This is a genomic window from Aquibium microcysteis (assembly GCF_014495845.1).
Taxonomy (GTDB): Bacteria; Pseudomonadota; Alphaproteobacteria; order Rhizobiales; family Rhizobiaceae; genus Aquibium; species Aquibium microcysteis.
Genome location: NZ_CP061080.1, coordinates 5604748 through 5630083 on the forward strand (window position 1 = coordinate 5604748; position 25336 = coordinate 5630083).

At 69.2% G+C, this 25336-nt stretch carries 20 protein-coding genes; 7 read left to right on the top strand and 13 right to left on the bottom strand.

The genetic code is table 11. The features are described from left to right. Positions 1–4 precede the first annotated feature (4 nt). Together IAI54_RS26415 and IAI54_RS26420 are read right to left on the bottom strand one after the other, a co-directional pair. On the bottom strand, positions 5–490 hold the full coding sequence (locus IAI54_RS26415; protein ID WP_187970007.1) for a peroxiredoxin: 486 nt from the start codon (positions 488–490) through the stop codon (positions 5–7). Positions 491–573: 83 nt separating this feature from the next. Further along, a complete protein-coding gene (locus IAI54_RS26420; protein ID WP_187970008.1) occupies positions 574–1392 on the bottom strand; it encodes a protein-disulfide reductase DsbD domain-containing protein in 819 nt (272 codons plus the stop codon). A gap of 241 nt (positions 1393–1633) precedes the next feature. Between IAI54_RS26420 and IAI54_RS26425 the strand changes: the two genes are divergently transcribed. Then, positions 1634–2242, top strand: coding sequence for a YqgE/AlgH family protein (locus IAI54_RS26425; RefSeq protein WP_187970009.1), 609 nt, complete (start codon positions 1634–1636; stop codon positions 2240–2242). On the opposite strand, the gene IAI54_RS26430 is transcribed toward IAI54_RS26425, so the two are convergent. From IAI54_RS26430 to thrC, 4 genes are read right to left on the bottom strand one after another with little or no spacing between them, the layout of a single operon-like run. Beyond that, entirely contained in the window at positions 2233–5088 is a 2856-nt protein-coding gene (locus IAI54_RS26430) for an EAL domain-containing protein (protein ID WP_420838325.1), read from the bottom strand. The two genes, IAI54_RS26425 and IAI54_RS26430, sit on opposite strands and share 10 nt — an antisense overlap. 37 nt (positions 5089–5125) lie before the next feature. Beyond that, complete coding sequence (locus tag IAI54_RS26435) at positions 5126–5737, bottom strand: GNAT family N-acetyltransferase (protein ID WP_187970011.1); 612 nt, start codon at positions 5735–5737, stop codon at positions 5126–5128. A 16-nt stretch (positions 5738–5753) separates the two neighbouring features. Continuing rightward, a complete protein-coding gene (locus tag IAI54_RS26440; RefSeq protein WP_187970012.1) occupies positions 5754–7046 on the bottom strand; it encodes a M16 family metallopeptidase in 1293 nt (430 codons plus the stop codon). A gap of 23 nt (positions 7047–7069) precedes the next feature. Continuing rightward, complete coding sequence (gene thrC, locus IAI54_RS26445; protein WP_187970013.1) at positions 7070–8467, bottom strand: threonine synthase; 1398 nt, start codon at positions 8465–8467, stop codon at positions 7070–7072. A 117-nt stretch (positions 8468–8584) separates the two neighbouring features. Between thrC and IAI54_RS26450 the strand changes: the two genes are divergently transcribed. Beyond that, positions 8585–9163: a hypothetical protein gene (locus IAI54_RS26450; RefSeq protein ID WP_235679180.1), complete on the top strand. Its 579-nt coding sequence runs from the start codon at positions 8585–8587 to the stop codon at positions 9161–9163. Between the two features lie 42 nt (positions 9164–9205). Here IAI54_RS26450 and IAI54_RS26455 read toward each other — a convergent pair whose 3' ends face one another. Beyond that, complete coding sequence (locus IAI54_RS26455; RefSeq protein ID WP_187970014.1) at positions 9206–9892, bottom strand: HAD family hydrolase; 687 nt, start codon at positions 9890–9892, stop codon at positions 9206–9208. Between the two features lie 144 nt (positions 9893–10036). Between IAI54_RS26455 and IAI54_RS26460 the strand changes: the two genes are divergently transcribed. Beyond that, positions 10037–11170, top strand: coding sequence for a site-specific DNA-methyltransferase (locus IAI54_RS26460; protein ID WP_187970015.1), 1134 nt, complete (start codon positions 10037–10039; stop codon positions 11168–11170). Between the two features lie 1011 nt (positions 11171–12181). Here the strand turns inward: IAI54_RS26460 and IAI54_RS26465 are convergent. Beyond that, positions 12182–13288, bottom strand: coding sequence for an IS4 family transposase (locus tag IAI54_RS26465; RefSeq protein WP_187970016.1), 1107 nt, complete (start codon positions 13286–13288; stop codon positions 12182–12184). Positions 13289–13617: 329 nt separating this feature from the next. On the opposite strand from IAI54_RS26465, the gene IAI54_RS26470 reads away from it, so the two are divergent. Further along, positions 13618–14070, top strand: a complete 453-nt coding sequence (locus IAI54_RS26470; protein ID WP_210321187.1) for a hypothetical protein — start codon at positions 13618–13620, stop codon at positions 14068–14070. Positions 14071–14231: 161 nt separating this feature from the next. Here IAI54_RS26470 and IAI54_RS26475 read toward each other — a convergent pair whose 3' ends face one another. The 4 genes from IAI54_RS26475 to mutY all read right to left on the bottom strand — a co-directional run bounded on the left by IAI54_RS26475 (position 14232) and on the right by mutY (position 17873). Then, positions 14232–15107, bottom strand: a complete 876-nt coding sequence (locus IAI54_RS26475) for a reverse transcriptase family protein (protein ID WP_187970017.1) — start codon at positions 15105–15107, stop codon at positions 14232–14234. Next, positions 15097–15360, bottom strand: coding sequence for a helix-turn-helix domain-containing protein (locus tag IAI54_RS26480; protein ID WP_210321188.1), 264 nt, complete (start codon positions 15358–15360; stop codon positions 15097–15099). Before IAI54_RS26480 ends, IAI54_RS26475 begins: the two co-directional genes overlap by 11 nt. 771 nt (positions 15361–16131) lie before the next feature. Then, entirely contained in the window at positions 16132–16749 is a 618-nt protein-coding gene (locus tag IAI54_RS26485; protein WP_187970019.1) for an HAD family hydrolase, read from the bottom strand. Next, the gene (gene mutY, locus IAI54_RS26490) at positions 16746–17873 is read right to left on the bottom strand and encodes an A/G-specific adenine glycosylase (RefSeq protein ID WP_187970020.1); all 1128 of its coding nucleotides are present in this window, start codon (positions 17871–17873) and stop codon (positions 16746–16748) included. The genes IAI54_RS26485 and mutY overlap by 4 nt, the downstream gene beginning before the upstream one ends. A 74-nt stretch (positions 17874–17947) precedes the next feature. On the opposite strand from mutY, the gene IAI54_RS26495 reads away from it, so the two are divergent. From IAI54_RS26495 to smc, 3 genes are all read left to right on the top strand, one after another. Further along, complete coding sequence (locus tag IAI54_RS26495; RefSeq protein ID WP_187970021.1) at positions 17948–18445, top strand: DUF721 domain-containing protein; 498 nt, start codon at positions 17948–17950, stop codon at positions 18443–18445. A gap of 144 nt (positions 18446–18589) precedes the next feature. Next, entirely contained in the window at positions 18590–19291 is a 702-nt protein-coding gene (locus IAI54_RS26500; protein WP_187970022.1) for a DsbA family protein, read from the top strand. Between the two features lie 60 nt (positions 19292–19351). Beyond that, positions 19352–22810 carry a chromosome segregation protein SMC gene (smc, locus tag IAI54_RS26505; RefSeq protein WP_187970023.1) on the top strand — a complete coding sequence of 1153 codons (3459 nt, stop codon included), beginning with the start codon at positions 19352–19354 and terminating at the stop codon, positions 22808–22810. A gap of 69 nt (positions 22811–22879) precedes the next feature. Here the strand turns inward: smc and IAI54_RS26510 are convergent, their stop codons facing one another. Beyond that, the gene (locus tag IAI54_RS26510) at positions 22880–24130 is read right to left on the bottom strand and encodes an IS110 family RNA-guided transposase (protein WP_187970024.1); all 1251 of its coding nucleotides are present in this window, start codon (positions 24128–24130) and stop codon (positions 22880–22882) included. Positions 24131–25336: the final 1206 nt, after the last annotated feature.

A 25336-nucleotide genomic window follows, 5' to 3' on the forward strand; every position in this document is an offset into this window, starting at 1 on the left:
GGTTTCAGAGCTGCTCGAGAATCTTCGCCGCGCCGGAATCGATTGCCTTGCCGGGCGAATCCTCGATGTTGAGCGTCGTCACCACCCCGTCCTCGACGATCATCGAATAGCGCTTGCTGCGCATGCCGAGGCCGCCCATCGACAGGTCCATCTCCAGCCCGGCGGCCTTGGTGAAGGCGCCGTTGCCGTCGGCCAGATAGACGATCCGGCCTTCGCCGCCGGTGAAGCGCGCCCACGCGCTCATCACGTGGTGGTCGTTCACGGCGACGACGGCGATCGTGTCGACGCCCTTCGCCAGGATCGCGTCGTGGTTCTCGAGATAGCCCGGCAGGTGGTTGTTGCTGCAGGTCGGCGTGAAGGCGCCCGGCACGCCGAACAGCACCACCTTCTTGCCGCCGAAGAGATCGGCGACGCTCACGTCCTTCGCGCCCTCTTCGGTCATGGTCTTGAACGTCGCGGCGGGCAGCCTGTCGCCAACGGAAATCGACATCTGAACATCTCCAGAGATTGGAATTGCGCGTGAAGCGAGACGACCTTCAATAGCGGGCGCGCCGTATTTGTCCAGCGCCGGTTTCAGCGCAGGATGAAGGTTCCGCTCACGGCCGCGTCTCCGTGGGTCAGCGTGTAGGTCATCTCCGTCCCCTCCGCCGCGCCGGAGGGTGCGGCGAGCACCGGCACCTCGAAGATCGTGGCGCCGTCCGGCGCCTCGTGCGGTTTCGGCACGCCGAGCACGTAGCCGCCGCCCGGCGCGAGAAACAGCGTCGCGGGGTCTGCTTGGCCCTTCGGAGTCGCAACCGTCACCAGGAGCATGTCGCCCTCGCGCGTCGCCGCCGTCACGCCGAGCGCCGCGTCCGGCGTCCGCGGCAGCGAAGCGAAGGCGCTTTCGACCAGGACCGCGTCGGCGGGATCGTCCGGCGCCATGCCCGGTTCGACCGACAGCCGCGCCTGCACGGGAATGCAGATCGTCTCGCATATGCCGAGGAAGAGATCGGCCTCGACCGCCGAAAAGCGCTCCGGGTCGTCGACGGTGAAGGTGACCGGCAGCACCACCGTCTCGTCGTAGCCGGCCCATGCGCCATAGGCATCCTCATGCCATTCCGGCGCGGGGAAGTGGAACTGCGCCGCCGACACGTTGATGCTGTCCGTCACGTCGATCTGCGGCGGCACGCCGGACGCGCCGGGCTCCTTCCAGTAGGTCTTCCAGCCCGCGTCGAGCCGGATTTCGAGCGCGCCGCGCAGTTTCCCCGTGCCGTCGGCCAGCCCCGCTGTGACGAGGCGCAGCGTTGCGCCCTCGGTCACCAGGGGATCGCTCGACGAGGCATGGGCACTCGCCGCCGTCGACACCAGGGAGGCGGCGGCTGCTGCACGGAAAAAGCGGCGCAACGCGGTCATCGACGCATGTCTCCCGAAGACGGCCACCGGTGTCGGGTGGAGGAACTGCGCCAGGACGTGGACCTGACGCATGCGGAGCGAAGCTGAAGCATCGCGAACCGCTTTAGGCGCCGCGGCGCGGGCCACGCAAGCGTGCCGCGCTCGCGGCGGCTTCATTTCTGCGTGACGGGCGGTGCGGCCGGCGCGCGCCGCACGCCGAACCGTCTTCCGCCGCCGCGGAAAACGCGCTAGCTTTCGCCGCATGGACATCCTTCGCCAGAAACGAGACGTGTCGCAGAGCGGCTTTCTGGACGACCAGTTCCTCATCGCCATGCCCGGCATGCAGGACGAGAACTTCGCGCGTGCCGTCATCTACGTCTGCGCCCATTCCGAGGAAGGCGCCATGGGCATCGTCATCAACCGGGTGCAGCCGCTGCGCTTTCCCGATCTCCTCGTCCAGCTCGGCGTGGTCGACGAGAAGCAGGCCATCCGCCTGCCGCAGCCCGCCCGCGACCTGCTGGTGAGGAATGGCGGCCCGGTCGACCGCAGCCGCGGCTTCGTGCTTCACTCGGACGATTTCATCGTCGACTCCTCGCTGCCGGTCTCCGAGGACATCTGCCTGACGGCGACGATCGACATCCTGCGGGCGATTTCGAAGGGCAACGGGCCGCGCCACGCGCTGATGGCGCTCGGCTATGCCGGCTGGGGCGCCGGCCAGCTGGAGCGCGAGATCGTCGACAATGGCTGGCTCACCTGCAAGGCCTCGCAGGAGATGCTGTTCGACGGCGACATCGACCGCAAGTACGAGCGGCTGCTCGCCTCCCTCGGCATCCGGATGGCGCATCTCAGCCAGTCCGCCGGTCACGCCTGAGTGAGCGGGAACTGTTCCTTCAGCATCTTGGTCACCGCCTCCGACGTCATCGGATGGCCGAACATGAAGCTCTGAACGAATTCGCAGCCCATCTGCCGGAGCTGCAGCGCGTCCTCCTCGGTCGACACGCCCTCGGCCACCACCGACAGCCCCAGATCGTGCGCCATGCCCACCATCGATTTCAGCAGCATGGGCTTCTTGGGGCTCTGGTCGTCGATGAAGCTCTTGTCGATCTTGATCGTGTCGAAGGGGAAGCGGGTCAGGTAGGACAGCGACGAGTAGCCGGTGCCGAAATCGTCGAGCGACAGGCCGATACCGGTCTCGCGCAGCCTGTCGAGCACGTAGACCGACCGCTCCGGGTTTTCCATGATCAGCGATTCCGTCATTTCCAGACGGAAGTACAGCGGGTTGAGATTGGCCCGCGCCAGCGCCGAGCGCACGTCGGCCACGAGATCCTGCCTGAGCAGCTGACGGCTCGACAGGTTGACCGACACCGACAGCGGCGTCTCGCCGATCTGCTTGTGCCAGGACGACAGGTCCTCTGCGGCCGTCTGCATGGCATAGAGGCCGAGCTGCACGATCAGGTCGCAGCTTTCGGCGATCGGGATGAATTCCGACGGCGCGATCACCCCGCGGCGCGGATGCTCCCAGCGCAGCAGCGCCTCGAAGCCGGCCACCGAATTGTCCTCCAGCCGGATGATCGGCTGGTAGGCGAGGCGGAACTCGTTGCGCTCCATCGCCCGCCGCAGGTCCGATTCCAGCTGCAGCCGGTCGCTTCCGAACGACCGGAAGGCCGGCCGGAACGGCTCGATGCGGTCGCCGCCGAACCGCTTCGCCTGCTGCATGGCGAGTTCGGCGTCCTTGACCAGTTCCTCGGCGGACGTCTGCGGCGCGGTCCAGGAGATGAGCCCCACCGATGCGGTCAGCACGATGTCGCGCTTGGCGTAGTTGATGGGCGAGCGGATCGCCTGCCGCATGGCGTCCGCGAAGGCGGCGATCCGGGCCGGGTTCGGCTCCGACAGCAGGATCAGCCCGAACTGGTCGCCCGACAGCCGCGACAGGGAATCGCCCGTCTTCATCAGCCGCGCGAGCCGCCGCGCCACCGTCAGCAGGATCGTGTCGCCGGCCGACATGCCGAGCGCCTCGTTCACCTGCTTGAACCGGTCGATGTCGATGACGAAGACCGTCGGCCTGACCGTCTCCTGGATCTGGGCGACGGCGATCACCGTGTCCAGGCGGTTGAGGAACAGCCCGCGGTTGGGCAGGCCGGTCAGGTTGTCGTGCACGGCGTCGTGCAGCAGCCGCTCCTCGGCCTTCTTCTGCTCGGTCACATCGATCATCGTGCCCACGCAGCGGATGATCTCGCCGTCGGAGCCGATCACGGGCCGCGCCCGCATCATGAACCAGCGATAGTGCCCGTCGGCGCCGCGCATGCGGAAGTCGATCGAGATGCGGCCGCGCCGGTGCTCCAGCACGATGTCGAGCGTCGTGCGGAAATTGTCGCGGTCGTCGGCATGCAGCACCGGTAGCCAGCTGCGGGCGGGACCCTGCAGGCTGTTGGCCGGCAGCCCGATCATCTCGGCCACGTCCGGACGCGTCACGATCCGGTCGCGCATCACGTCCCAGTCCACCACGATGTCGCCCGCGCCGGTGATGGCCAGCGCCTGGCGTTCCATGTCGCTGAACAGCCCCTGGTGCAGGGCCCCGCCCGAGAAGGCGTGCTGCATCACCGTGAAGCCGATCAGGAGGATGATCAGGATCAGGCCGCCGCCCAGCGCCGGCTGCACGATGTCGTTGTCGAGCGTGCCGGTGATCGTCATCCAGGCCGCGAACAGCCAGACCAGCACCATGATCCAGCTCGGCACGAGCATGATGGCGCGGTCGTAGCCCTGCATGCCGAGGTAGATCACCAGTCCGACGCCGATCAGCGCGGTCGCCGCGAACGACATGCGCGCGATGCCCGCCGCCACCGGCGGGTCGATCAGCGCCACGCCCGCGATCAGCCCGAGCCCCAGGATCCAGGCGATGGCGCCGTAGCTGAAATGGCCGTGCCACCGGTTGAGGTTCAGATAGGCGAACAGGAACACCACGAAGGTGCCCGCGAGCGCGATCTCCGTGCTCGCGCGCCAGAACTGCTCGTTGCCCGGCGCGATCTCGATCACCTTCGTCAGGAAGCCGAAATCGACGCAGATATAGGCCAGTACCGCCCAGGCGAGCGCCGCGGTCGCCGGGAACATCGACGTCCCCTTGACCACGAACAGGATCGTCAGGAACAGCGCCAGCAGGCCGGCGATGCCGATGACGATGCCGCGGTAGAGCGTGTAGGAGTTGACCGTGTCCTTGTAGGCCTCCGGCTCCCACAGATAGACCTGCGGCACGCGCGGCGAGGCGAGGTCGGCCACGAAGGTCACCACCACGCCGGGATTCAGCGTCAGGAGGAACACGTCGGCGTCCGGGGCCTCCTGCCGGTCGAGCGCGAAGCCTTCGCTCGGCGTGATGGCGGCGATCCGGCGCGAGCCGAGGTCGGGCCAGATCAGGCCCGAGCCGACCAGCCGGTAATGCGGCGCGACGATCAGCCGGTCGATCTGCTGGTCGGTCGTGTTGGCGAGCGCGAACACCGCCCAGTCGCCGGTCGACTGCTGGTCCTTGGCCTCCACCTCGATGCGCCGCACGATGCCGTCGATGCCGGGCGCGGTGGACACCTGGAAGTTGGATCCGCGGTTGCGGTAGATCTCGACGGCGCCCGACAGGTCGAGCGCCACGTCGTCGCGGGAGATCTTGATCGGTTCGATCGCCTGCGCCGTCGTGGCGAGCGCGGAAAGAGCCACGAAAAGCGCAGCGATCAGGCATGCGAAGCCGTGAATCCTGCGTTTGAAGATCGATTCAGCTGTCAACCGCTGCGCCCCGCGAACCCTGATCGTGATACTCCCCGGCCAGGAGAGCGTAAAGGTAGTGGTCCTGCCAGTCCCCATTGATCCTGAGGTACGACCGGAGCAGTCCTTCGCGGGTAAATCCGGCTTTTTCAAGCACGCGGATCGAACGCCGGTTGCCCGGGATGCAGGCCGCCTCCAGGCGATGCAGGCGCAGCGGACCGAAACAATATTGCGCCAGCAGCCCGACCGCTTCGCCCATCAGCCCCCGTCCCGCGTAGGGCTCTCCCATCCAGTACCCGATCTGCCCGCTCTGGGCGACACCCCGGCGGATGTTGCCCACCGAAATCCCGCCCGCGATCGAACCGCTCTCGTTGAGCACGATCAGGAACGGTATGCCCGTGCCGCGCGCATATTCGTCCCTGTAGCGGCGCACCCGCAGCCGCCAGGACGCCCGCTCCAGTTCGTCGCTCGCCCAGCGCGGCTCCCACTTCTCCAGGAAGTCGCGGCTGCGCCTGCGCAGGCTCGCCCATTCCTCGTAGTCCCCGGTCGCCGGAATGCGGAGCGTCACCCGCTGTCCCGCCAGCCGGAGGCGGTCCCTGCCGAAATAGGACAGGCCCAGCATGGCCCCGGTGCGAGCGTCAGCCCGCCATCTTGCGGACGTGCGGCTGCGGCGTCGCCAGCAGGCCGTGGATGTCCTCGAAGGGGGCGAGGGTTCCGACCGGGCCGACCGCGGCGATCGTCGGGCGGGTGGAGAACAGGCGCGTCGACAGGTCGGTCAGCCGCTCGATGGTGATCCCGGCGAGCCGGTCCATCAGCTCCTCCTTCGAGATCGGCCGCCCGAACAGCATGATCTGGCGGGCGATCTGCGAGGCGCGGCTCGCCGCGCTCTCGCTCGACATCATCAGGCCGGCCCGATACTGCGCCCGCGCCCGGTTCAGCTCCTCGATCTTGATGTGCTCGCCCGTCTTCTGGAGTTCCGACAGGAGCACCGGCACCAGCTCGGCGATGTCCTCGCGCCCGGTCGCCGCATGCACGCCGAACACGCCGGTGTCCGAGAAGCCCCAGTGGAAGGCGTAGACCGAGTAGCACAGCCCGCGCTTCTCCCGCACTTCCTGGAACAGGCGAGACGACATGCCGCCGCCGAGGATCATCGACAGGAGCTGCGAGGCGTAGAAGTCGCGCACGTGATAGGCCCGGCCCTCGAAGCCGAGCACGATCTGCGCGTCCATCAGGTCGCGGTCCTCGCGGAAGTCGCCGCCGACATAGTTGGCGCTCGCCGGCGGCAGGCCGGGCGCTTTCGGGCGGAACGAGCCGAGCCGCTTCTCGACCTCGCGCACGAACTCGTCATGCGCCACGGCACCCGCGGCCACCACCACCATGCGGTCGGCGCCGTACTGCCGCGCCATGAAGTCGTGGATCTGCTGCGCCGAGAACGATTTCACCGTCTCGGCGGTGCCCAGGATCGAGCGTCCGATCGTCTGGTGGCGGAAGGCGGTTTCGGTGAACCGGTCGAAGACGATGTCGTCGGGCGTGTCGTGCGCGGCACCGATCTCCTGCATGATCACGTGCTGCTCGCGCTCGAGCTCCTCCGCGTCGAACTTCGAATCCGTCAGGATGTCGGAGAGCAGGTCGATCGCCAGAGGCATGTCGTCGCGCAGCACGCGGGCATAGAACGACGTCGTCTCCACGCTCGTCGCCGCGTTGATCTCGCCGCCCACGTCCTCGATCTGCGAGGCGATGTCCCAGGCCGAGCGGCTGCCCGTGCCCTTGAACGCCATGTGCTCGAGCAGATGGGCGATGCCGTGCTCGTCCTCGCGCTCGTTGCGCGATCCGGACTTGACCCAGACTCCGATGGCGACGGTCTCGATGTGGGGAAGGGTTTCGGTCGCAACCGTCAGGCCGTTCGACAGACGGCTCACCTCGACACCCATGGACGGCGAACTCCTCGAACTCGCTAGCCGGTCACCCTGGCATGCCGGCCGATGTGATCTTCCACCATTTTGACGTCGGATGGAAGCACGCTGTACGTCTCGCGACGTTCCATAAGCCCCGACAGCCATGAAGGCAAGTTCGGCCGGATTCCGACCGCCGCCTCGACCGAATCCGGGAACTTGGCCGGATGCGCCGTCGCCAGCACGATCATCGGCGCGCCGCCCGCCGGCTGCGCCCGGGCGACCTGCAGGCCGGTCGCCGTGTGCGGATCGGCGAGATAGCCGCTGGCCGCGAGCGTGGCGGCGATGGCCGCCGCCGTCTCCTCCATCGTCGAGCGGCCGGCGGCGAACTCGGCGCGGATCGCCTCGAGCGTGCCGCCCGCCACCGTGAACGCGCCCGACTGTTTCAGGCTCTCCATCGAGGCCAGGGTGGCCGCCGCGTCGCGGCCGGAGGCCTCGAACAGCAGCCGCTCGAAGTTGGACGACACCTGGATGTCCATCGACGGCGAGGTCGTCGCCACGACGCCGCGCGTCTCGTAGCGCCCGCTCGACAGCGTGCGCGCCAGGATGTCGTTGTCGTTGGTGGCGATCACCAGCCGCTCGACCGGCAGTCCCATCCGCTTGGCGGCGTAGCCCGCGAAGATGTCGCCGAAATTGCCGGTCGGCACGGTGAAGGAGACGGGGCGGTCCGGCGCGCCCAGGCTGATCGCCGAGGAGAAGTAATAGACGATCTGGGCCATGATGCGGGCCCAGTTGATCGAGTTGACGCCCGACAGCCGCACCCGGTCGCGGAAGCCGTGGTCGTTGAACAGCGCCTTCACGATCGACTGGCAGTCGTCGAAATTGCCCTTCAGCGCCAGCGCGTGCACGTTGGCCGCCGTGGAGGTCGTCATCTGGCGCTGCTGCACCGGCGACACCTTGCCCTCCGGGAACAGGATGAACATGTCGGTGCGGTCGCGCCCGGCGAAGGCGTCGATCGCCGCCCCGCCGGTGTCTCCCGACGTCGCGCCGACGATGGTCGCCCGCTCGCCGCGTTCGGCCAGCACATGGTCCATCAGCCGCGCCAGGAGCTGCATGGCCACGTCCTTGAAGGCGAGCGTGGGCCCGTGGAAGAGCTCCAGGATGAACTCGTTGGGCCCGCTCTGCACGATCGGGCAGGTCGCCGGGTGCCGGAACGTCGCATAGGCCTCGTGCACGATGCGCGCGAAGGTCGCCTCCTCGATCTCGCCGCCGACATAGGGCGTCAGGATGCGCACCGCGAGATCGGGATAGGACAGGCCGCGCATGGCGCGGATGTCGGCGGCCGAGAACTGCGGCCATGCCTCCGGCAGATAGAGCCCGCCGTCGCGGGCGAGCCCCGCCAGGAGGACGTCGCCGAAGCCGAGGATCGGGGCCGTGCCCCTGGTGCTGATGTAGCGCATGATGTCCCTGTAGCCCGCTTCCGGCGGAGCCGCCGTCGAAAAACCGCATTCGATCGGTCGCATTCCGGTTGCGGCGTTGGTATAGAACGTCCGCTTTGTGAAGGGGAAGTCCGGTCGATGGCGTTTGTTGCAGGGAAAATGCGGTTTGCCGCGCTCGCCGCTCTCATGGCGCTCGCCGGGTGCCAGTCCGGCGGCGCGCTCGATCTCGGCCTCGGCGGCTGGGGCACCAAGAAGGCCGAGCCCGCCGCGCCGCCGGCCGAGTCCATCACCGCCGACGAGCTGCGCGCTTATTGCCCGCGCGTCACCTTGCGCTCCGGCACCGCCTTCTACAGCACCTACGAGCGCGGCGGCGACGGCGACAGGAACCGGATCGTCTACCAGGCCTCCATCACCGACGTGACGCGCAGCTGCCGCTACGACGGCGGCATGCTCAACATGGAGGTCGCCGCCGCCGGCCGCGTCGTTCCCGGCCCCGTGGCGAAGGACGGCACCATCACCATGCCGATCCGCATCGCCGTCGTGCGCGGCGAGGAGGTGCTCTATTCCAGGCTGCACCAGCACCAGACGGCGATCGCCGCGCTCTCGCCGGCCACCCAGTTCGTCTTCAAGGACCCGGCCGTCTCGATCCCGGTCCCGACCGCCCGCAACATCGAGATCTATGTCGGCTTCGACGAGACGCCGCAGAAGAAGCGCTGACGAAACGCCCTGCGGGCCAGGCGGCGCGGGTCAGCCTCGCCGTCAGGCGTCCGACCACTCCGACAGCGCCGCCACCACGGGCGAAAAATCCGACCAGCGGCTGATCACCGTCTCGGCGCCGGCTTCGGTCAGCGCGTCGGCATGGCCGGGCCAGCTGTGGCTTGCCCCGGTGAAGCCGATCACCCGCATCCCGGCCGCCCGCGCGCCGACGATGCCGTGCACGGAATCCTCCACCACGAAGCACTTCGCCGGATCGGCCGACAGCTGCGCCGACGCATGCAGGAAGACGTCGGGCGCCGGCTTGGTGCGGCCCGACGGGATCGCCCGCGCCGAATAGATCCGGTTCCGGTCGAACAGGCCGGCCATGCCGGCGCGGTCGAGCATCGCCTCGATCCGCTCCTGCGGCGAGTTGGAGCAGATGCAGTACGGGATCGTGGTGGCCCGCACGGCCGCCGCCGCCCCGTCCACCGGCCGGACGTCCCGCGACAGCCGCTTGTCCAGCTCCCCCTTGATCCGGTCGATCAGGCTCGCCTGGAACGGCACCTCCGACACGGTTTCGAGCCTGAGCAGGATGTCGCGCGTCGTCAGGCCCGCGAAGCGCTCCATCATCTCCTCGGCCGAGATCGGGAAGCCGGCCTCGCTGATCATCTCGGCCTCCACCCGCGCCGCGATGATCTCGGAATCGACCAGCACGCCGTCGCAGTCGAAGATGATGAGGTCGGGTCGCATGGCAGGCTCCGGGGGAGGGACGATGAAGGCGCTCCGATAGCGCAGCCGTGCCTGCGAGGCAAACGGCGCGGCTTCACCGAATGTTTACGCTGATGGGTAACCATAACGGCGTGTAAACAGTGTCCAGCGTGCCAGGTGTAGCCGATGTCCGCCATCCGTCTCGTCGAAGACCTCACTCCGTCCTCCGGCAGGGACGGGTGGCTGGACACCATCATCAAGGGAGACTGCGTCGCCGCGCTCGACCGGCTTCCGGAACGATCCGTCGACGTCGTCTTCGCCGACCCGCCCTACAATCTGCAGCTCGAGGGCGATCTGCACCGCCCCGACCAGTCGAAGGTCGACGCCGTCGACGACGCCTGGGACCGGTTCGACAGCTTCGCCGCCTACGACGCCTTCACCCGCGCCTGGCTGCTCGCCGTGCGCCGCGTGCTCAAGCCCAACGGCACCATCTGGGTGATCGGCTCCTACCACAACATCTTCCGCGTCGGCGCCATCATGCAGGATCTCGGCTTCTGGATCCTCAACGACGTCGTCTGGCGCAAGACCAACCCGATGCCCAATTTCCGCGGCCGCCGCTTCCAGAACGCGCACGAGACGCTGATCTGGGCCTCGCGCGACCAGGCGGCCAAGGGCTACACCTTCAACTACGACGCCCTGAAGGCCTCCAACGACGACCTGCAGATGCGCACCGACTGGCTGTTCCCGATCTGCACCGGCGCCGAGCGCCTGAAGACGGAGGACGGCGGCAAGGTCCACCCGACCCAGAAGCCCGAGGCGCTGCTCGCCCGCGTCATGATGGCCTCCACCCGGCCGGGCGACGTCGTCCTCGATCCCTTCTTCGGCTCCGGGACCACCGGCGCTGTAGCGAAGCGCCTCGGCCGCCGGTTCGTCGGCTGCGAGCGCGAGCAGGACTACATCGACGCCGCCACCGCCCGCATCGCCGCCGTCGAGCCGCTCGGCGACGCCGAGATCGCGCTGATGACCGGCAAGCGCGCCGAACCCCGCGTCGCCTTCGTCAGCCTGGTGGAAGCCGGCCTCGTCGTCCCCGGCACGCTGCTCACCGACGCCCGCAAGCGCTGGACGGCCATCGTGCGCGCCGACGGCACCCTCGCCATCGGCTCGGAAGCCGGCTCCATCCACCGCATGGGCGCCCGCGTCCAGGGCCTCGACGCCTGCAACGGCTGGACCTTCTGGCACGTCGAGGAGGAAGGCGCCCTGAAACCCATCGACGACCTGCGCAGCCTCGTCCGCCAGGGCATGCGCACGGCGGGGGCGTGAGGAGAGGCGATCCCACCGCCGCCCGCAGCCAGGGCCGCACGCAAGCGCCAACCCACCCCGGCCGCACCGGCGAATCCGGCCGTCATCCTCGGGCCTGTCCCGAGGATCTGCCGCCCGCCGCCGTGCAAGCGTTTCGGCGCCATGAGCGATGGCGCGGCCGTCACGTTTCGCGACGCTGGCAGATCCTCGGGACAGGCCCGAGGATGACGGCGCCGGAGGTTGCACGAAGCGTCCCGAACGGACGTCCCGTCGCCGGAAAGATCAACGCCGGGCACGCAAGGCCCGCGTCCCGGCCCGCGTTCCCGCTTCGGCGTGGTGTCTGCCTTCCGCCCGGCGACCGTCCTGCCGCCACGCGGGCAGGGGGATGAGAAGACCCGGTCGAACCGACGCCCCAGCCAGGGCCGGCCGCAAGCGCCAACCCACCCCGGTCGCACCGGCGAATCCGGTCGTCATCCTCGGGCCTGTCCCGAGGATCTGCCGCCCCCTGCAAAAGAGGCATTTCGGCGCCATGCGCGATGGCGCGACCGTCACGTTTCGCGACGCTGGCAGATCCTCGGGACAAGCCCGAGGATGACGGCGCCGGTGGTTGCGCGAAACGTTCCGAACGGACGTCCCGTCGCCGGAAAGATCAACGCCGGCACCGCAAAGCCCGTGTCCCGGCCCGCGTTCCCGCTTCGGCGTGGTGTCTGCCTTCCGCCCGGCGAGCGTCCTGCCGCCACGCGGGCAGGGGGATGAGAAGACCCGGTCGAACCAACGCCCGCAGCCAAGGCCGGCCGCAAGCGCCAACCCACCCCGGTCGCACCGGCGAATCCGGTCGTCATCCTCGGGCCTGTCCCCATACGCGCTAACATAGCTGCCGATGTGCAATTGCGCGCCGTCGTCGCGGTGGCTCGCGCAGTCGGTGGAGCAGACGGTCGATGGGGATCCGTCTGGTTGGTCCCTGCAAGACCGCCAGGGAGATGTTGGCGAGCGCCATGGCTGCGAGACGCCAGATCGGCAGGGCGGCCCGGTTCAGGCGGCCAGGGGGAGAGAGTCCGGCGCCTCGGGACCGAGGGCCGGCAGGTCGTCTTCGGTCAGCAGGGCGGCCAGAAGGGCGGTGTTGATCCACAGGCGCGCCAGGTTGGGATCTTTTGCGCGGAGGTCTTCCAGGCCCACCAGCGACTTCATCCGTTTGAACGCCAGCTCGACCTGCCATCGCAGCCGATAGGTCGAGGCGAGCCGTTCGGGCGGCCAGCCGTCCGACGGGAGCGACGTCAGCAGCACCAGACAACCGGCCATCTCGATGCCGGCCTCGCTGGGCTCGTACCCCGCCTTGGCGGCCAGACGGCGCGCCGCGCGCCTGGCCTTCGCCGCCGCCTCGGGCGGCAGGGGCAGGATCACCACCCGGGCGGCCACCTCGACCTTCGACTTGCGGTCCTGGACCCTCACCGGCCGATCGAGCACGCCCTTCTCGCCCGCCTCGCGGCACAGCGCCAGACGATCCAGCAGCCGACCCTCCCCATCCAGCAGGCGCGGATGGGTCGAAGGGGCGCGAACCAGGAACGCGCCGCCAGCCTCGACCACCCGAGCCAGATCGTCCGCCCTGGCGTGGGCGCGATCGGCGATCCGCAATTCGCCGGCCTGGACGACGCCGCGCGACAACCGCTCGGCATCATGCCGATCGGTCACGTCCACCGAACACAGCCTGAGCCTCGAGAGGTCGAACACCGTATGCACCATCCAATAGGCCCGCTTGGGTCCGGGCGGCGCCACCACCGTGGCGTCGACCGCCATCATCCGCAGTCCGCCGCTCGAACCGGCCAGGGCTTCGGGGCAGCGCTCGGCGAGCAGGTCCGAGACCAGGTCGCCCACCCAGTCGGCACTGGCCTTCAGCCGCCTGAGCATCGCCACGTCGGACATCGACGCCAGGCCTCGCTGCTCGGCCCAGGCCGCCAGCGTGCGAAGCGAAAACCGCCCCAGCACATAGGCGAAACACAACCGCAACAGAATTGTGGCGCTGGACACCTGCCGCTTTCGAAGCAGCGCACCCGCCTCCCGCGCGCTCCTCGTCAACTCCTCCTCCGAGCCCAGTCGCGCGACCAGCTCGTCCCAATTCATGGCGTGCAGCGAATCATTCATGCGCCAAACGAATCACGCGCCGAATGCACCGTCAACGCTATGTTAGCGCGTATGGGGCTTGTCCCGAGGATCTGCCGTCCCCCGAAGGGTGGCCCTCCCGGCGCCTTGCGCGATATCGCTACTTCCAGATGCGCGCCGGGGGCGGAGTCTCGGGACAAGCGCAGGCATGACGACGCGGAAGGTCGCGCGAACATTCCGGATGAAATCGTCGCGTCCGGCCGGCAGCCCGGCATCGGCCGAGAGCCGATGCAGATCGCGCGCCCCAGGCGACGCTTGAGCAATCGTTCCTCACGGATCGATCGGTTCTCGCCCGACGCCCGCGCCGCACGATGGCCGAGGAAGCCGATCTGGCATCGCGCTTCGCGAAGGCCGATGGCCCCGCGCCGGAGCGGCTGCGCGGTCTCGTCCTCGCGCTCCACCGCCGCAAGCGCGCCAGGCTCGGCGACGATCCCGAGTTCCATGGCCACTATCGCCGCATCCTGTCCGAACGCCGGGATCTCGTCGCCGCCCATGCGCGGGCCATGATCGGCCTCGTGCGTCAGGTGCTGGCGGACGGGACCGCCCGCGGCGATTTCCGCATCCCCGACCTCGCCGCCGCCGCCGGCGTCGCCTGCGTGCGGTCACCGTCTTCGTCCACCCCGCCCAAATGGAGCAGGCGGCCGTCGCCGGCCTCGACATGGAGCCGAGACTCCACGCCCTGCTCGACACCCTGCTCACGGCCGTCGAACGGCGCTGAGGGGGACGCGATACCGCGGTCGATCGAAGCACGTCCGATCGCCTGATCTGCGGAACGCGACGGCCGGCCCCGAGGGCCGCGATGTTGGGGTTGGGTGTCTGTTAGGGGGTGGAAAGGCGGAATGGCGGCTTCTGGCTGGCTGGGCACAAAAAGCGCTCGTTCAGGTGCCGAAGGTTTTCGGCGGCAACGTGCGCCCTACCCAGATCATCACTTCACCGAAGCGATTTGCGCGACCTGGCCTTGGAGGCCGAGCAATTGCTCTCGGAGCTTCTTTTCCGCATCGGGTGAGATTTGCGCCCTTAGCGACTGTCGCGCCTGGTGGACTTTCTTTAGCTGACGGTTGGGTACGAGCAGGCGATCGCCATCGACTATGACACCGGTGATTTCGGCTGGTCTGTCAACGAAGTGTTTTTCTTTATGATAGCGCAAGCCAGATCTATGGATTTCGCGCTTTATCCGCCAAATAACTTGCGGCGAGAGCGACCTGCCGGAAATCGTAACGTCGTCGATGTAAACTGTTAGGCGGTATCCGTACTTTTTACAGATGCCGGCGATAGCCTCCCAAACATCGTAGTGAGCGAAATACGCCATGATTGGGCTAAGGGGGCTGCCCGTAGGCAGGTGACCCTGGTAGCACGCAAGTCGCGCTAGGACCGCAGCGATGTCGATTTCGCAGCGCATGACTGTCCGAAAAAACCAGAAAACGCGGCGCGATGACGTGCTAGGGAAATACTTACGCACGTCGAGACAACGGACGACGCGCTGTCCTCGATGCTGCGCAGCGTTCGTGACATAGCATCTCCCTTTCACCGGGCAGAAAAGGTAATCCGGGGGAGCAATGCGCCCAAGTAAGCGAGCGATATTTGCTTGCGCCATCTTAAGCTGCCGACGCGGGTTTTCGACGCCACGCACGCCCCCGGTTTTCTTCGGAACGTCGAACTCGGAATAGAGGGAGTCGGTCTGTTCGCAGAGTGCGCGTAACTCTGCCGGAGACACGCCCAAGAGCTCGGCCAGCCGCCTGCGGTTTCTCAATTTATAGAACGGTGATTGATCGAGTGCGTAGCGCTTGCGATCAGTCGGCATGCGCCCTCTCCGCCTTATCCTCTAAAAACGTCATCAAGCTGATGATTTTAGAGGCAACGAAAGTCCTAGCTCTCTCTCTCACGTGCGATTTTCCCATATTCTCTGAAAAGAACATGATTGATGATGCAGGTATGTCGAACGTGTTTTCGTATTTCCTTATCAGTTCAAGTGAAGGTTCTTTATGACCCTTCTCAATCTCCGACAGGTACGATTTCGAGATGCCGAGCTTCTCCGCCGCTTCGTTCTGCTTCATGTCATGATAAACACGTATCAGACGAAGAGCTTCATTCAACATTGCAGCGTCCTTTCTAAAATACAAAGCAGGGCGACGGACTACTCCCTATACTTACCGATGATCAGGTAGATCAGCCACAACACGTAAGCCGCGATCTTTCCTATTGAAACCAGTAATGTTACCGTTTGCGGACGAAGCAGGATTTGAGCCCACTTCTTCCGTTTAGGTTTGGTCCGTCGCCGTTCTCGATCGACATTTTTCGATGTTTCCATCGCATTCTCCTTTCCAACACCACCCCAGCAGGATCGCTGGGGCGCCATCGCGGTTTGGAAAGAGGGGCGAGAACGGTAAACCCTGCCTGTACGGGCGTGCCCCGCCATCGGGGCACGCCCGCGCCGCCATGCACGCCGTAACGCGCACCTGCCGGCCGGAGTTTAGAAGGCTATCGACCTTCCACGAGGCCTCTCTCAAGGCCCCAGCGAGTGATGACTATCCCCTTCAGCTATCGATAACCCAAAATAGCTTGGAACACGCGAGGGTGCAAGAAAAAAGTTCGCTATCAGCGAACTTTTTTGGCTTGGCGTTAGCGTTCTTGGTGCGCCTATGGCGCCTGTCACTGCCGATCCGCACTCACAATAGTACTGCCAGAGCGGCATCTTCCGCTTGCGTTCCCGAGGGAAGTCATTCCGAACGGATACCGCTTAATGAAACTAATGTCGGATTTTGGTAGAAATTCAGCGACTTGGCGGACGTCCGCAACGCGGTCATGCGCGATCCGCGCCGCCTGACTCATCCTACCCCCCCCACCCCCATCCCCCGCAAATCCGCCCGCAATTTCCCCGCCCCCTCGAACAGCACCGCCTGCCAGCCCGCCGCCCGGGCGCTGTCCACGTTCTTGGCGCTGTCGTCGATGAACAGGCTCGCCGCCGGGTCGAGGCCGAAATCGCGCGCGTGGCGGTCGTAGATCGCCCTGTCCGGCTTGATCAGGCCGATCTCGCCCGACACCGTCACGCCGCGCGGGCGGTTGAGGAAGTCGAAGCGCTGGCGGGCCTCGGCGAAGGTGTCGGCGGCGAAGTTGGTGAGCATGGTCACGTCGTGCCCGGCGTCGATCAGCCCGGTCATGATCGCCACCGTGTCGTCATAGGCGTGCGGCACCATCTCGTGCCAGGATTTCCGGAAGGCGCGGATGTTGTCTTCCTCGTGCGGGTGGCTGGCGATCAGCAGCGCTTCGGCCTCGGCCCAGCTGCGGCCGCGGTCCTGCTCCAGGTTCCAGTCATGCGTGCAGACCGTCTCGAAGAACCGGCGCCGGCGCGCCGCGTCGGGGATGATGCGCTTGAACGGCAGGTCCGGATCGTAGTGGATCAGCACCTTGCCGATGTCGAAGACGATGTGGCGGATCGCGGTCATGCTTCACTCCTCGTGGGACGCCGGGCGGCCGGCTTGCCGGTCGCGCCCGGTATGGCGGTCTCGATGGCCTTCTTCATGACGGTCGGCAGCGCCTCGCCGGGCAGTTCCGCGCGCGCCGACCACCAGGCGCCGGCGGGCGCGGCGCGGTCGGTGCGGGCGTGGTAGACGGAAAGCCTGAGCTCGAAATGGGTGAAGACGTGCGTCACCGTGCCCGCCGGCCGCCAGTCGGCCGAAAAGGGCGCCGCACCGGTCCCGGCCGCGCCGTCCACCCGCGCCGTCCAGGCGCTGGTCGGCGGCTCGCTCATGCCGCCGAGAAGGCCCTTGTCCGGCCGCCGGCGCAGCAGCACCGCGCCGCGGCTGTTCTCCGCCACGAAGGCCGCGCCCTGCCGCACCGGCTTTTCCGCCTTCGGCGCCTTGACCGGAAACTGCTCCTGCGTGCCCGCGCGAAACGCCGCGCAGCCGTCGTTGATCGGGCAGAGCGGGCAGGCCGGCCGCTTCGGCGTGCAGATCGTGGCGCCGAGATCCATCGTCGCCTGCGCGAAGTCGCCCGGCCGGTCGGGGGGCAGAAGCTCCTGCACCAGCGCCTTGATCTGCGGCTTGGCGGCCGGCAGCGGGGTGGCGATGGCGGCGAGCCGCGTCATCACCCGCTCGACATTGCCGTCCACCACCGCCGCCGGCCGGGAGAACGCGATCGCGGCGATGGCGGCGGCCGTGTAGTCGCCGATGCCGGGCAGCGCCTTCAGCCCGTCCAGATCGTCCGGAAACCGCCCGCCATGCCGCTCCGCCACCATTTCGGCGCATGTCTTCAGGTTGCGTGCACGCGAGTAATAGCCGAGCCCGGCCCAGGCCTTCAGGATGTCCTCGGCGGGGGCCGCCGCCAGCGCCGCCACCGTCGGCCAGCGCCGGGTGAAGGTCTCGAAATAGGGTTTTACCGCCTGCACCGTCGTCTGCTGCAGCATGATCTCCGATAGCCACACCCGGTAGGGGTCGGGGCGTGCGCCCGCGCGGGCCTCGGCCGGGCCGATGCGCCAGGGCAGCCGCCGGTGATGCCGGTCGTACCAGTCGAGCAGCGCGGCGGCGATCGCCGGCCCGTCGTCCTTCGTCCTTATCGTGCGGGCATTCATGCGCTATCATGCGCTCCTGGCGGCGGCTCGTCCCCGGCCATAGCAGACCCGTCGGCCATGAGGAAACGCCACAGATGACAGCAAAGCCCGGCCGGGCCGGCGCCGTGCACGTCAGCGACCTCGCCACCGCGCTGCTCGATCCCGTCCTGCGCAAGCGCGCCGGCATGACGGTCGGCCTCGTCCAGTCCTGGGAGGAGATCGTCGGCACGCGGCTCGCCGGCGCCACCCGTCCCGAGCGCATCGCCTGGCCGCGCCGCATGACCGAGGACGATCCCTTCGAGCCGGCCACGCTGATCATCGCCTGCGAGGGCGCCATGGCGCTGCGTCTCCAGCACGAGACCGGCGAGATCATCGCCCGCGTCAACGCCTTCCTCGGCTTCCAGGCCATCGGCCGCATCAGGATCGTCCAGAAGCCGGTGACGGTCCCGCAGGCCAACGTGCCCCGCCCGCCGCGGCCGCTGCGCCCCGAGGAAGCGACGCAGCTCGCCGGCACGGTGGGAAAGATCGAGGACGACGGCCTGCGGGCCGCGCTCGAACGGCTGGGCCGCTCCGTCATCGGCTCCAGGCGCTGAGCCCGACGCGCCCGGTCGTCGCGCCTTCGTGATCCCGGCGTGAAAAAGGGGGCTGTGATCGACGCCGCGTCTGCCATAAATAGCGCGCACTGTCGTCCTTCACTGGCCGTCGTCACATTGTCCTGATCGCACTGGGTGATTCGAATGATACACAAGGTTTCGCGTCGTCAGATCGTCGGATCGCTGGCGCTCCTGCCTGCGGCCGCTCTGCTGGCCTCCTGCAGCGACGCGGCCGGGCCGGCGCAGGCGCAGTCCGACAGCACCACGACCGGCGCCACGGAGGCCGCGCCCGATTCACGCGGGACGGTCGACATGGAAAAGCTGCTGGCCCCGGGTCCGCTGCCCGAGAAGGTCTACGGCGAGGCCGGTGCGCCCGTCACCATCGTCGAATATGCCTCGATGACCTGCGGCCACTGCGCCGCCTTCCACACCACCACCTTCCCGGAGCTGAAGTCGAAATACATCGACACCGGCAAGGTGAAGCTCATCATGCGCGAGTTCCCCTTCGATCCGCGCGCGGAGGCCGGCTTCATGCTGGCCCGCTGCTCGCAGGACAAGTATTTCGCCATGGTCGACGTGCTGTTCCGGCAGCAGGAATCCTGGGTCCGCGTCCAGGACGCGCGCGCCGCGCTGCTGCAGATCGCCCGTCTGGCCGGTTTTTCACAGGAGTCCTTCGAGGCCTGCTTGACCGACCAGAAGCTTCTGATGGATGTCAGGGCGGTGAAGGATCGCGGCGAGAAGGAATTCGGCGTCGACGCGACACCGACCTTCTTCATCGGCGGAAAGAAATATGCGGGGGCCATGTCGATTGGCGAGTTCTCGGCCATCATTGACCCTCTGCTCTGATCCTGCCCCGACCGGCCGGCGCGGCATCGCCGTGCCGCCCGTCCTGCGGGGAGCGTCCTGATGCGCTTCTCGCGCCTGCGCCTCCTCGGCTTCAAGTCCTTCGTCGAGCCGGCCGACTTCGTCATCGAGGGCGGGCTCACCGGCGTCGTCGGCCCGAACGGCTGCGGCAAGTCCAACCTCGTCGAGGCCCTGCGCTGGGTCATGGGCGAGAACTCCTACAAGAACATGCGCGCGTCCGGCATGGACGACGTCATCTTCTCCGGCTCCGGCACCAGGCCCGCCCGCAACACCGCCGAGGTCACGCTCTTCCTCGACAATTCCGGCCGCACCGCGCCGCCCGGCTGGAACGATGCCGACGAGCTGCAGGTGTCGCGCCGCATCGAGCGCGAGGCGGGCTCCGTCTACCGCATCAACGGCCGTGAGGCCCGGGCGCGCGACGTCCAGCTGCTCTTCGCCGACCAGTCGACCGGTGCCCGCTCGCCCTCGATGGTCGGGCAGGGCCGCATCGGCGAGCTGATCCAGGCCAGGCCCCAGGCCCGCCGCGCGCTGCTGGAGGAGGCGGCGGGCATTTCCGGCCTCCACACCCGCCGCCACGAGGCGGAGCTGCGCCTGCGCGCCGCCGAACAGAACCTCGAACGGCTGGACGACGTCACCGGCGAACTCGAGAGCAGGATCGAGAGCCTGAAGCGCCAGGCCCGCCAGGCCACGCGCTTCCGCGCGCTCTCGGCCGACATCCGCCAGGCGGAGGCCACGCTGCTGCATCTGCGCTGGACGCAGGCGAAGGCGCAGGAGGCGGAGGCCGGGCAGGCGCTCACCGCCGCCACAGCCGTCGTCGCCGCGCAGGCGCAGGCGCAGATGGCCGCCGCCAGGGACCAGGGCGTCGGCGCCATGAAGCTGCCCGAGCTGCGCGAGGCGGCGGCGGCGGCGGCGGCCGTGCTGCAGCGCCTGGGCATCGCCCGCACCCAGCTCGACGAGGAGGCGCAGCGCCTGCGCGCCCGGGCCGACGAACTGGAGAAGCGCCTCGTCCAGCTTGACGCCGACATCGCCCGCGAGGAGCAGATGGTGCGCGACGATGCCGAGGCGCTGGCGCGCCTCGATGCCGAGGGGGCGGCGCTGGCGCGCGCCGACGCCGGTTCCGGCGAGCGCGAGGCGGCCGCGGGCCGGGCCCTCGAGGCGGCGACCGTCCGGCTCGCCGAAAGCGAGGCCGCGCTGGCGGAGGTCACCGCCGGGCGGGCCGAGGCCGCCGCCGAGCGAATGCAGCTCGAACGGTCGATGCGCGAGCATGCCGACCGCAAGGGCAGGCTCGACCGCCAGCTGGCCGACGCCGCGCGCGAGGCCGAGCAGATCGTGGCGCGCCTCGCCGCGCTGCCGGATCCGGCCGACCGGAAGCGGCTCGCCGACGAGGCCGCCGCGCGCGCCGCCGCCGCCGAGGCCGCCGCCGTCGCCGCCGAGAAGGCGGTGGCCGCCGCGCGCGCCCGCGAGGCGTCGCTGCGCCCGGCCGTGCAGGAGGCGCGTGCCGCCCTGCAGCGCGTCGACACCGAGGCCCGCACGCTGGCGAGGGTGCTCGGCGCCGGCGGCCCGGGCCGCTTTCCGGCCGCGCTGGAAGCGATCAGGGTCGCGCGCGGCTACGAGACGGCGCTGGGTGCCGCCATCGGCGAGGATCTCGACGCGCCGCTCGATCGCCAGGCTCCGGCCCACTGGGGCGGGGCGCAGGCAGGGCCCGCCGATCCGGCCCTGCCCGAGGGCGCCGAACCGCTCGCCGCGCATGTCGAGGCGCCGCAGGCGCTCGCCCGCCGGCTGTCGCAGATCGGCATCGTCGAAAAGGCCGACGGTCCCCGCCTGCAGCCGCTGCTTGCGCCCGGCCAGCGTCTCGTCAGCCGCGACGGCGCGGTCTGGCGCTGGGACGGCTTCGTGGCCGGCGCCGACGCGCCCACCGCCGCCGCGCAGCGGCTCGCGCAGAAGAACCGGCTCGCCGAGCTGGAGGGGGAGGCCGTCGCCGCGGCCGGCCGCCTGCGCCAGGCCGAGACCGGGCTGGCCGAGGCGGAGGCGTCGCTGCGCGCCGCGGTCGAGGCCGAGAAGGCCGCGCGCGAGGCCTGGCGGACGAGCCAGCGTGGCCTCGGCGAGGCGCGCGAGGAGCTTGCCCGTGCCGAACGCGCGGCCGGCGAGATCGCTGCCCGCCGCGCCGCGCTCGCCGAGGCGCTCGCCCGCGTCAGCGAGGGCCGCGACGAGGCCGCCCGCCTTCTGGCGCAGGCCGAGGCTGCCTTCGCCGCCGCGCCCGATCCGCGCGCGCTGCAGTCCGTCTTCGAGGCGCGGTCCGGCGCCGTGGCCCGCGATCGCGCCGCCGTCGCCGACGCCCGCGCGGCGCTCGACGGATCGCGGCGCGAGGCCGAGGCGCGCCGCGCACGGCTGGCGGCCATCGCCGCCGAGCGCGAGCGCTGGACCGCCCGTGCCTCCAATGCCGACCGCCAGATCGCCGCGCTGGCCGGCCGCCGGGCCGAGGCGGCGGCGGAGCGCGCGGCCATGGCCGAGGCGCCGGACGACCTCGCCGACCGCCGCCGCGCGCTTCTGGCCGAACTGTCGGCCGCCGAGAAGAAGCGCCGGGAGGCGGCCGACCGGCTGGCCGCGGCCGAGGCCGCGCAGGCCGCGCTCGACAAGGCCGCCACCGCCGCGATCCAGGCCCTGTCCTCGGCGCGCGAGGCCCGCGCCCGCGCCGAGGAGCGTCTGGCGGCCGCCGACGACCGCCGCCGCGAGGCCGAGGGGCGCATCGCCGAGACGCTCGGCGTCGCGCCGAACCTCGTCATCCGCCAGACCGGCCTGCAGCCCGGCGATCCCGCGCCCGACCTGGCCGAGGTCGAGCGCCGCGTCGACCGTCTGCGCATCGAGCGCGAGCGGCTCGGCGCCGTCAACCTGCGCGCCGAGGAGGAGCAGCGCGAGCTCTCCGGCCGGCTCGACCTGATCGTGTCGGAGCGCGGCGACGTCGTCGAGGCCATCCGGACGCTGCGCCAGGCGATCCAGAGCCTCAACCGCGAGGGCCGCGAGCGGCTGCTGGCCGCCTTCGACGTCGTCGACGGCCAGTTCCGGCGCCTCTTCACCCATCTCTTCGGCGGCGGCAGGGCCGAGCTCCAGCTCGTCGAATCCGACGATCCGCTCGAGGCCGGCCTCGAGATCCTCGCCCGGCCGCCGGGCAAGAAGCCGCAGACCATGACGCTGCTCTCCGGCGGCGAGCAGGCGCTCACCGCCATGGCGCTGATCTTCGCCGTCTTCCTCACCAATCCGGCACCGATCTGCGTGCTCGACGAGGTCGACGCGCCGCTCGACGACCACAATGTCGAGCGCTTCTGCAACCTCATGGACGAGATGGCTCGCACGACGCAGACCCGCTTCGTCATCATCACCCACAACCCGATCACCATGGCCCGCATGGACCGCCTCTTCGGCGTCACCATGGCCGAACAGGGCGTCAGCCAGCTCGTCTCCGTCGACCTCCAGACCGCCGAGCGCATCCGCGAAGCCGTCTGAACCCGGCCCCCGCCGCCAGCACCGCCGCCCATCCTCCAACCCCACGCAGTGGGGGGGACTCCCCACCGTCTAGCAAGGGGTTTTCTGGGTCGCCCGGGATGGGTCGAAGGTGGTTCCGGCCTTCAGCATGGCGCAGGCGACGTTGAGGAGGCGGTCGGCGACGGAGCGCAGGGCGCGTCCGTGGCTGTGACCTCGGCTTCGAAGGGCGGTATACTTCGAACGGCTGTTGAGGTCGTGCTGGATGGCGACGCGCGCCCAGTGGTACACGGCATTGGCGAGCCGGTCGTGGCAGGCTTGTCGTCGGATGACGATGCAACTCTTGCCCGACCGCTTGGTGACCGGCGCCACTCCTGTCAGACTGCGCAAGGCGGCGTAGTCGCGTCGCTGCAGGGCATCGAAGGCTTCTGCAAGCAGCGTGGCGAGGACGATCCTTCCCACTCCCGGCAAGGATGCGAGGATCTCCACGTCATGCTGCTTCACCTGCCCCGGCTCGGTCTCCTCGGCGGGGATGAGGCGGGCGGTCAGGGCATCGAGCTGATGGTGGGCCTGCCTGAGCTGCCGGTTCACCAGGCGGATGCGCGCAACGAGCATGTCGATGTGGGCGCTGGCGGCCTCGGTCGTCCCGGCGGCGACCGCGAGGGGCGGCTTGCGCAGCGCGGCGAGCACATGGGCGGCATCGAAGCGGCGGATGCGATGGCGCTTGAGAAGCCCGGCGATCGTCGCCTCGCGGATGCGCGCGGCCTTGGCCGGCGTCGGCGCGGTCTCCCACAGATCGAGCAGCCACGCGGCGCCGAGATCGTCTTCGAGCTCGAGCAGCGCCGGAAAGTAGCGCCAGAGCTGCTCGCGCATGCGGTTCGTCAGCCGGCTGCGCTCGGCACCGAGACCCTCGGCCATGCGCGACCACTCGCGCAGTTCGACGACGACGGGATCGGCGGCCGCGAGCGGCCGGAAGCACCGGGCATCGGTTCGCAGGGCCGAGGCCATCACTTCCGCGTCGCGGCTGTCGTCCTTGGCGCCGGCGAGGGTGAAGCGGTCGCGGAAGCGATCCATCTGCTTGGGATTGATGGCGTGCACCGCGAAGCCGCGCTCGACCAGCGTTTCGACCACGGGGCCATGCGGCACCTCGATCGCGACCCGGATCCGGCCCGCCTCGGGCGCACCGCTGGTCGACGTCAGCCAGGCCGCCATCTCGGCGAGGCCTTCGCCGCCGTGCCTGAAGACCCTTTCGCCGATTCTCCGGCCATCACCGTCCGTGAGGAACACATGATGGCTCTGCGACGCCCAGTCGACGCCGGCATACCACTGTTTCTGATCGGTCATGTCCTTTCTCCCTTCGAGCATGCGAGCCACCGCGACCTTCGCCGATCCCTGTACTGGCGCTCGGACGATGATCCGAAGGTCCGGCGCGGACTCCCCACGGGGCGTCGATCACGGCCAATCCGTCGGGGCACGCGTCCCCCCCAGGTGGTCGGGCCACAGGAGGTGATTGGTCGCTCCCGACGGATCGGCTCGGTTCGGGAAAGCTACGCCGATTCGGGCCGTCGCCCGTGGGTCACGCTCCGTTCCGCTCCGCTTCACGTCGCGCGACCCACGGCGTGCATCCAGAAACCGCAGGAGAAAGGGTACAGGAGGTGCCGAGCGAAGCGAGGCGGAGGGGGGGACCCCGCTGCCCCGGGCCGGACCCGTCGCGGCCATGCCTGGCCATCCCTCACCCCGGGTCATCCCGGAACGGCGTCCAAGCGCAGCGCAGGCCGCCGTATCCGGGATCCATGCCTCGCCGCCCATCCCCGCGATCCGGTCCACGACGAGGCCCGCGCCGCCGACCGCCGGCGCCGTCCCTCCGCCAGCGCCGCTCCACGGTCGTGGCCGCCGTCACGATCGTCGCCGCATCCACCAGCGTCGCGCCCCCCCTCCGTCGTCGCTTCGCGACGCCACCTCCGCCCCCACTTCGTGGGGTGGAGGACGGACCGCCAGCACCGCCGCCCATCCTCCAACCCCACGCAGTGGGGGGGTGGTGCCGAGCGCAGCGAGGCGGAGGGGGAGCCCGCTGCCCCGGGCCGGACCCGTCGCGGCCATGCCTGGCCATCCCTCACCCCGGGTCATCCCGGAACGGCGTCCGAGCGCAGCGCAGGACGGCGTATCCGGGATCCATGCCTCGCCGTCCATGCCCGCGATCCGGTCCACGACGAGGTCCGCGCCGCCGACCGCCGGCGCCGTCCCTCCGCCAGCGCCGCTCCACGGTCGTGTCCGCCGTCACCATCGTCGCCGCATCCACCAGCGTCGCGCCCCCCCCTCCGTCGTCGCTTCGCGACGCCACCTCCGCCCCCACTGCGTGGGGTGGAGGACGAACCGCCAGTACCGCCGCCCATCCTCCAACCCCACGCAGTGGGGGGGAGGTGCCGAGCGCAGCGAGGCGGAGGGGGGGATCCCGCCGCCCCGAGCCGGACCCGTCGCGGCCGTGCCTCGCGCGTCCCCACCCCTTCACCTTCGTCATCCCGGAACGGCGTCCGAGCGCAGCGCAGGACG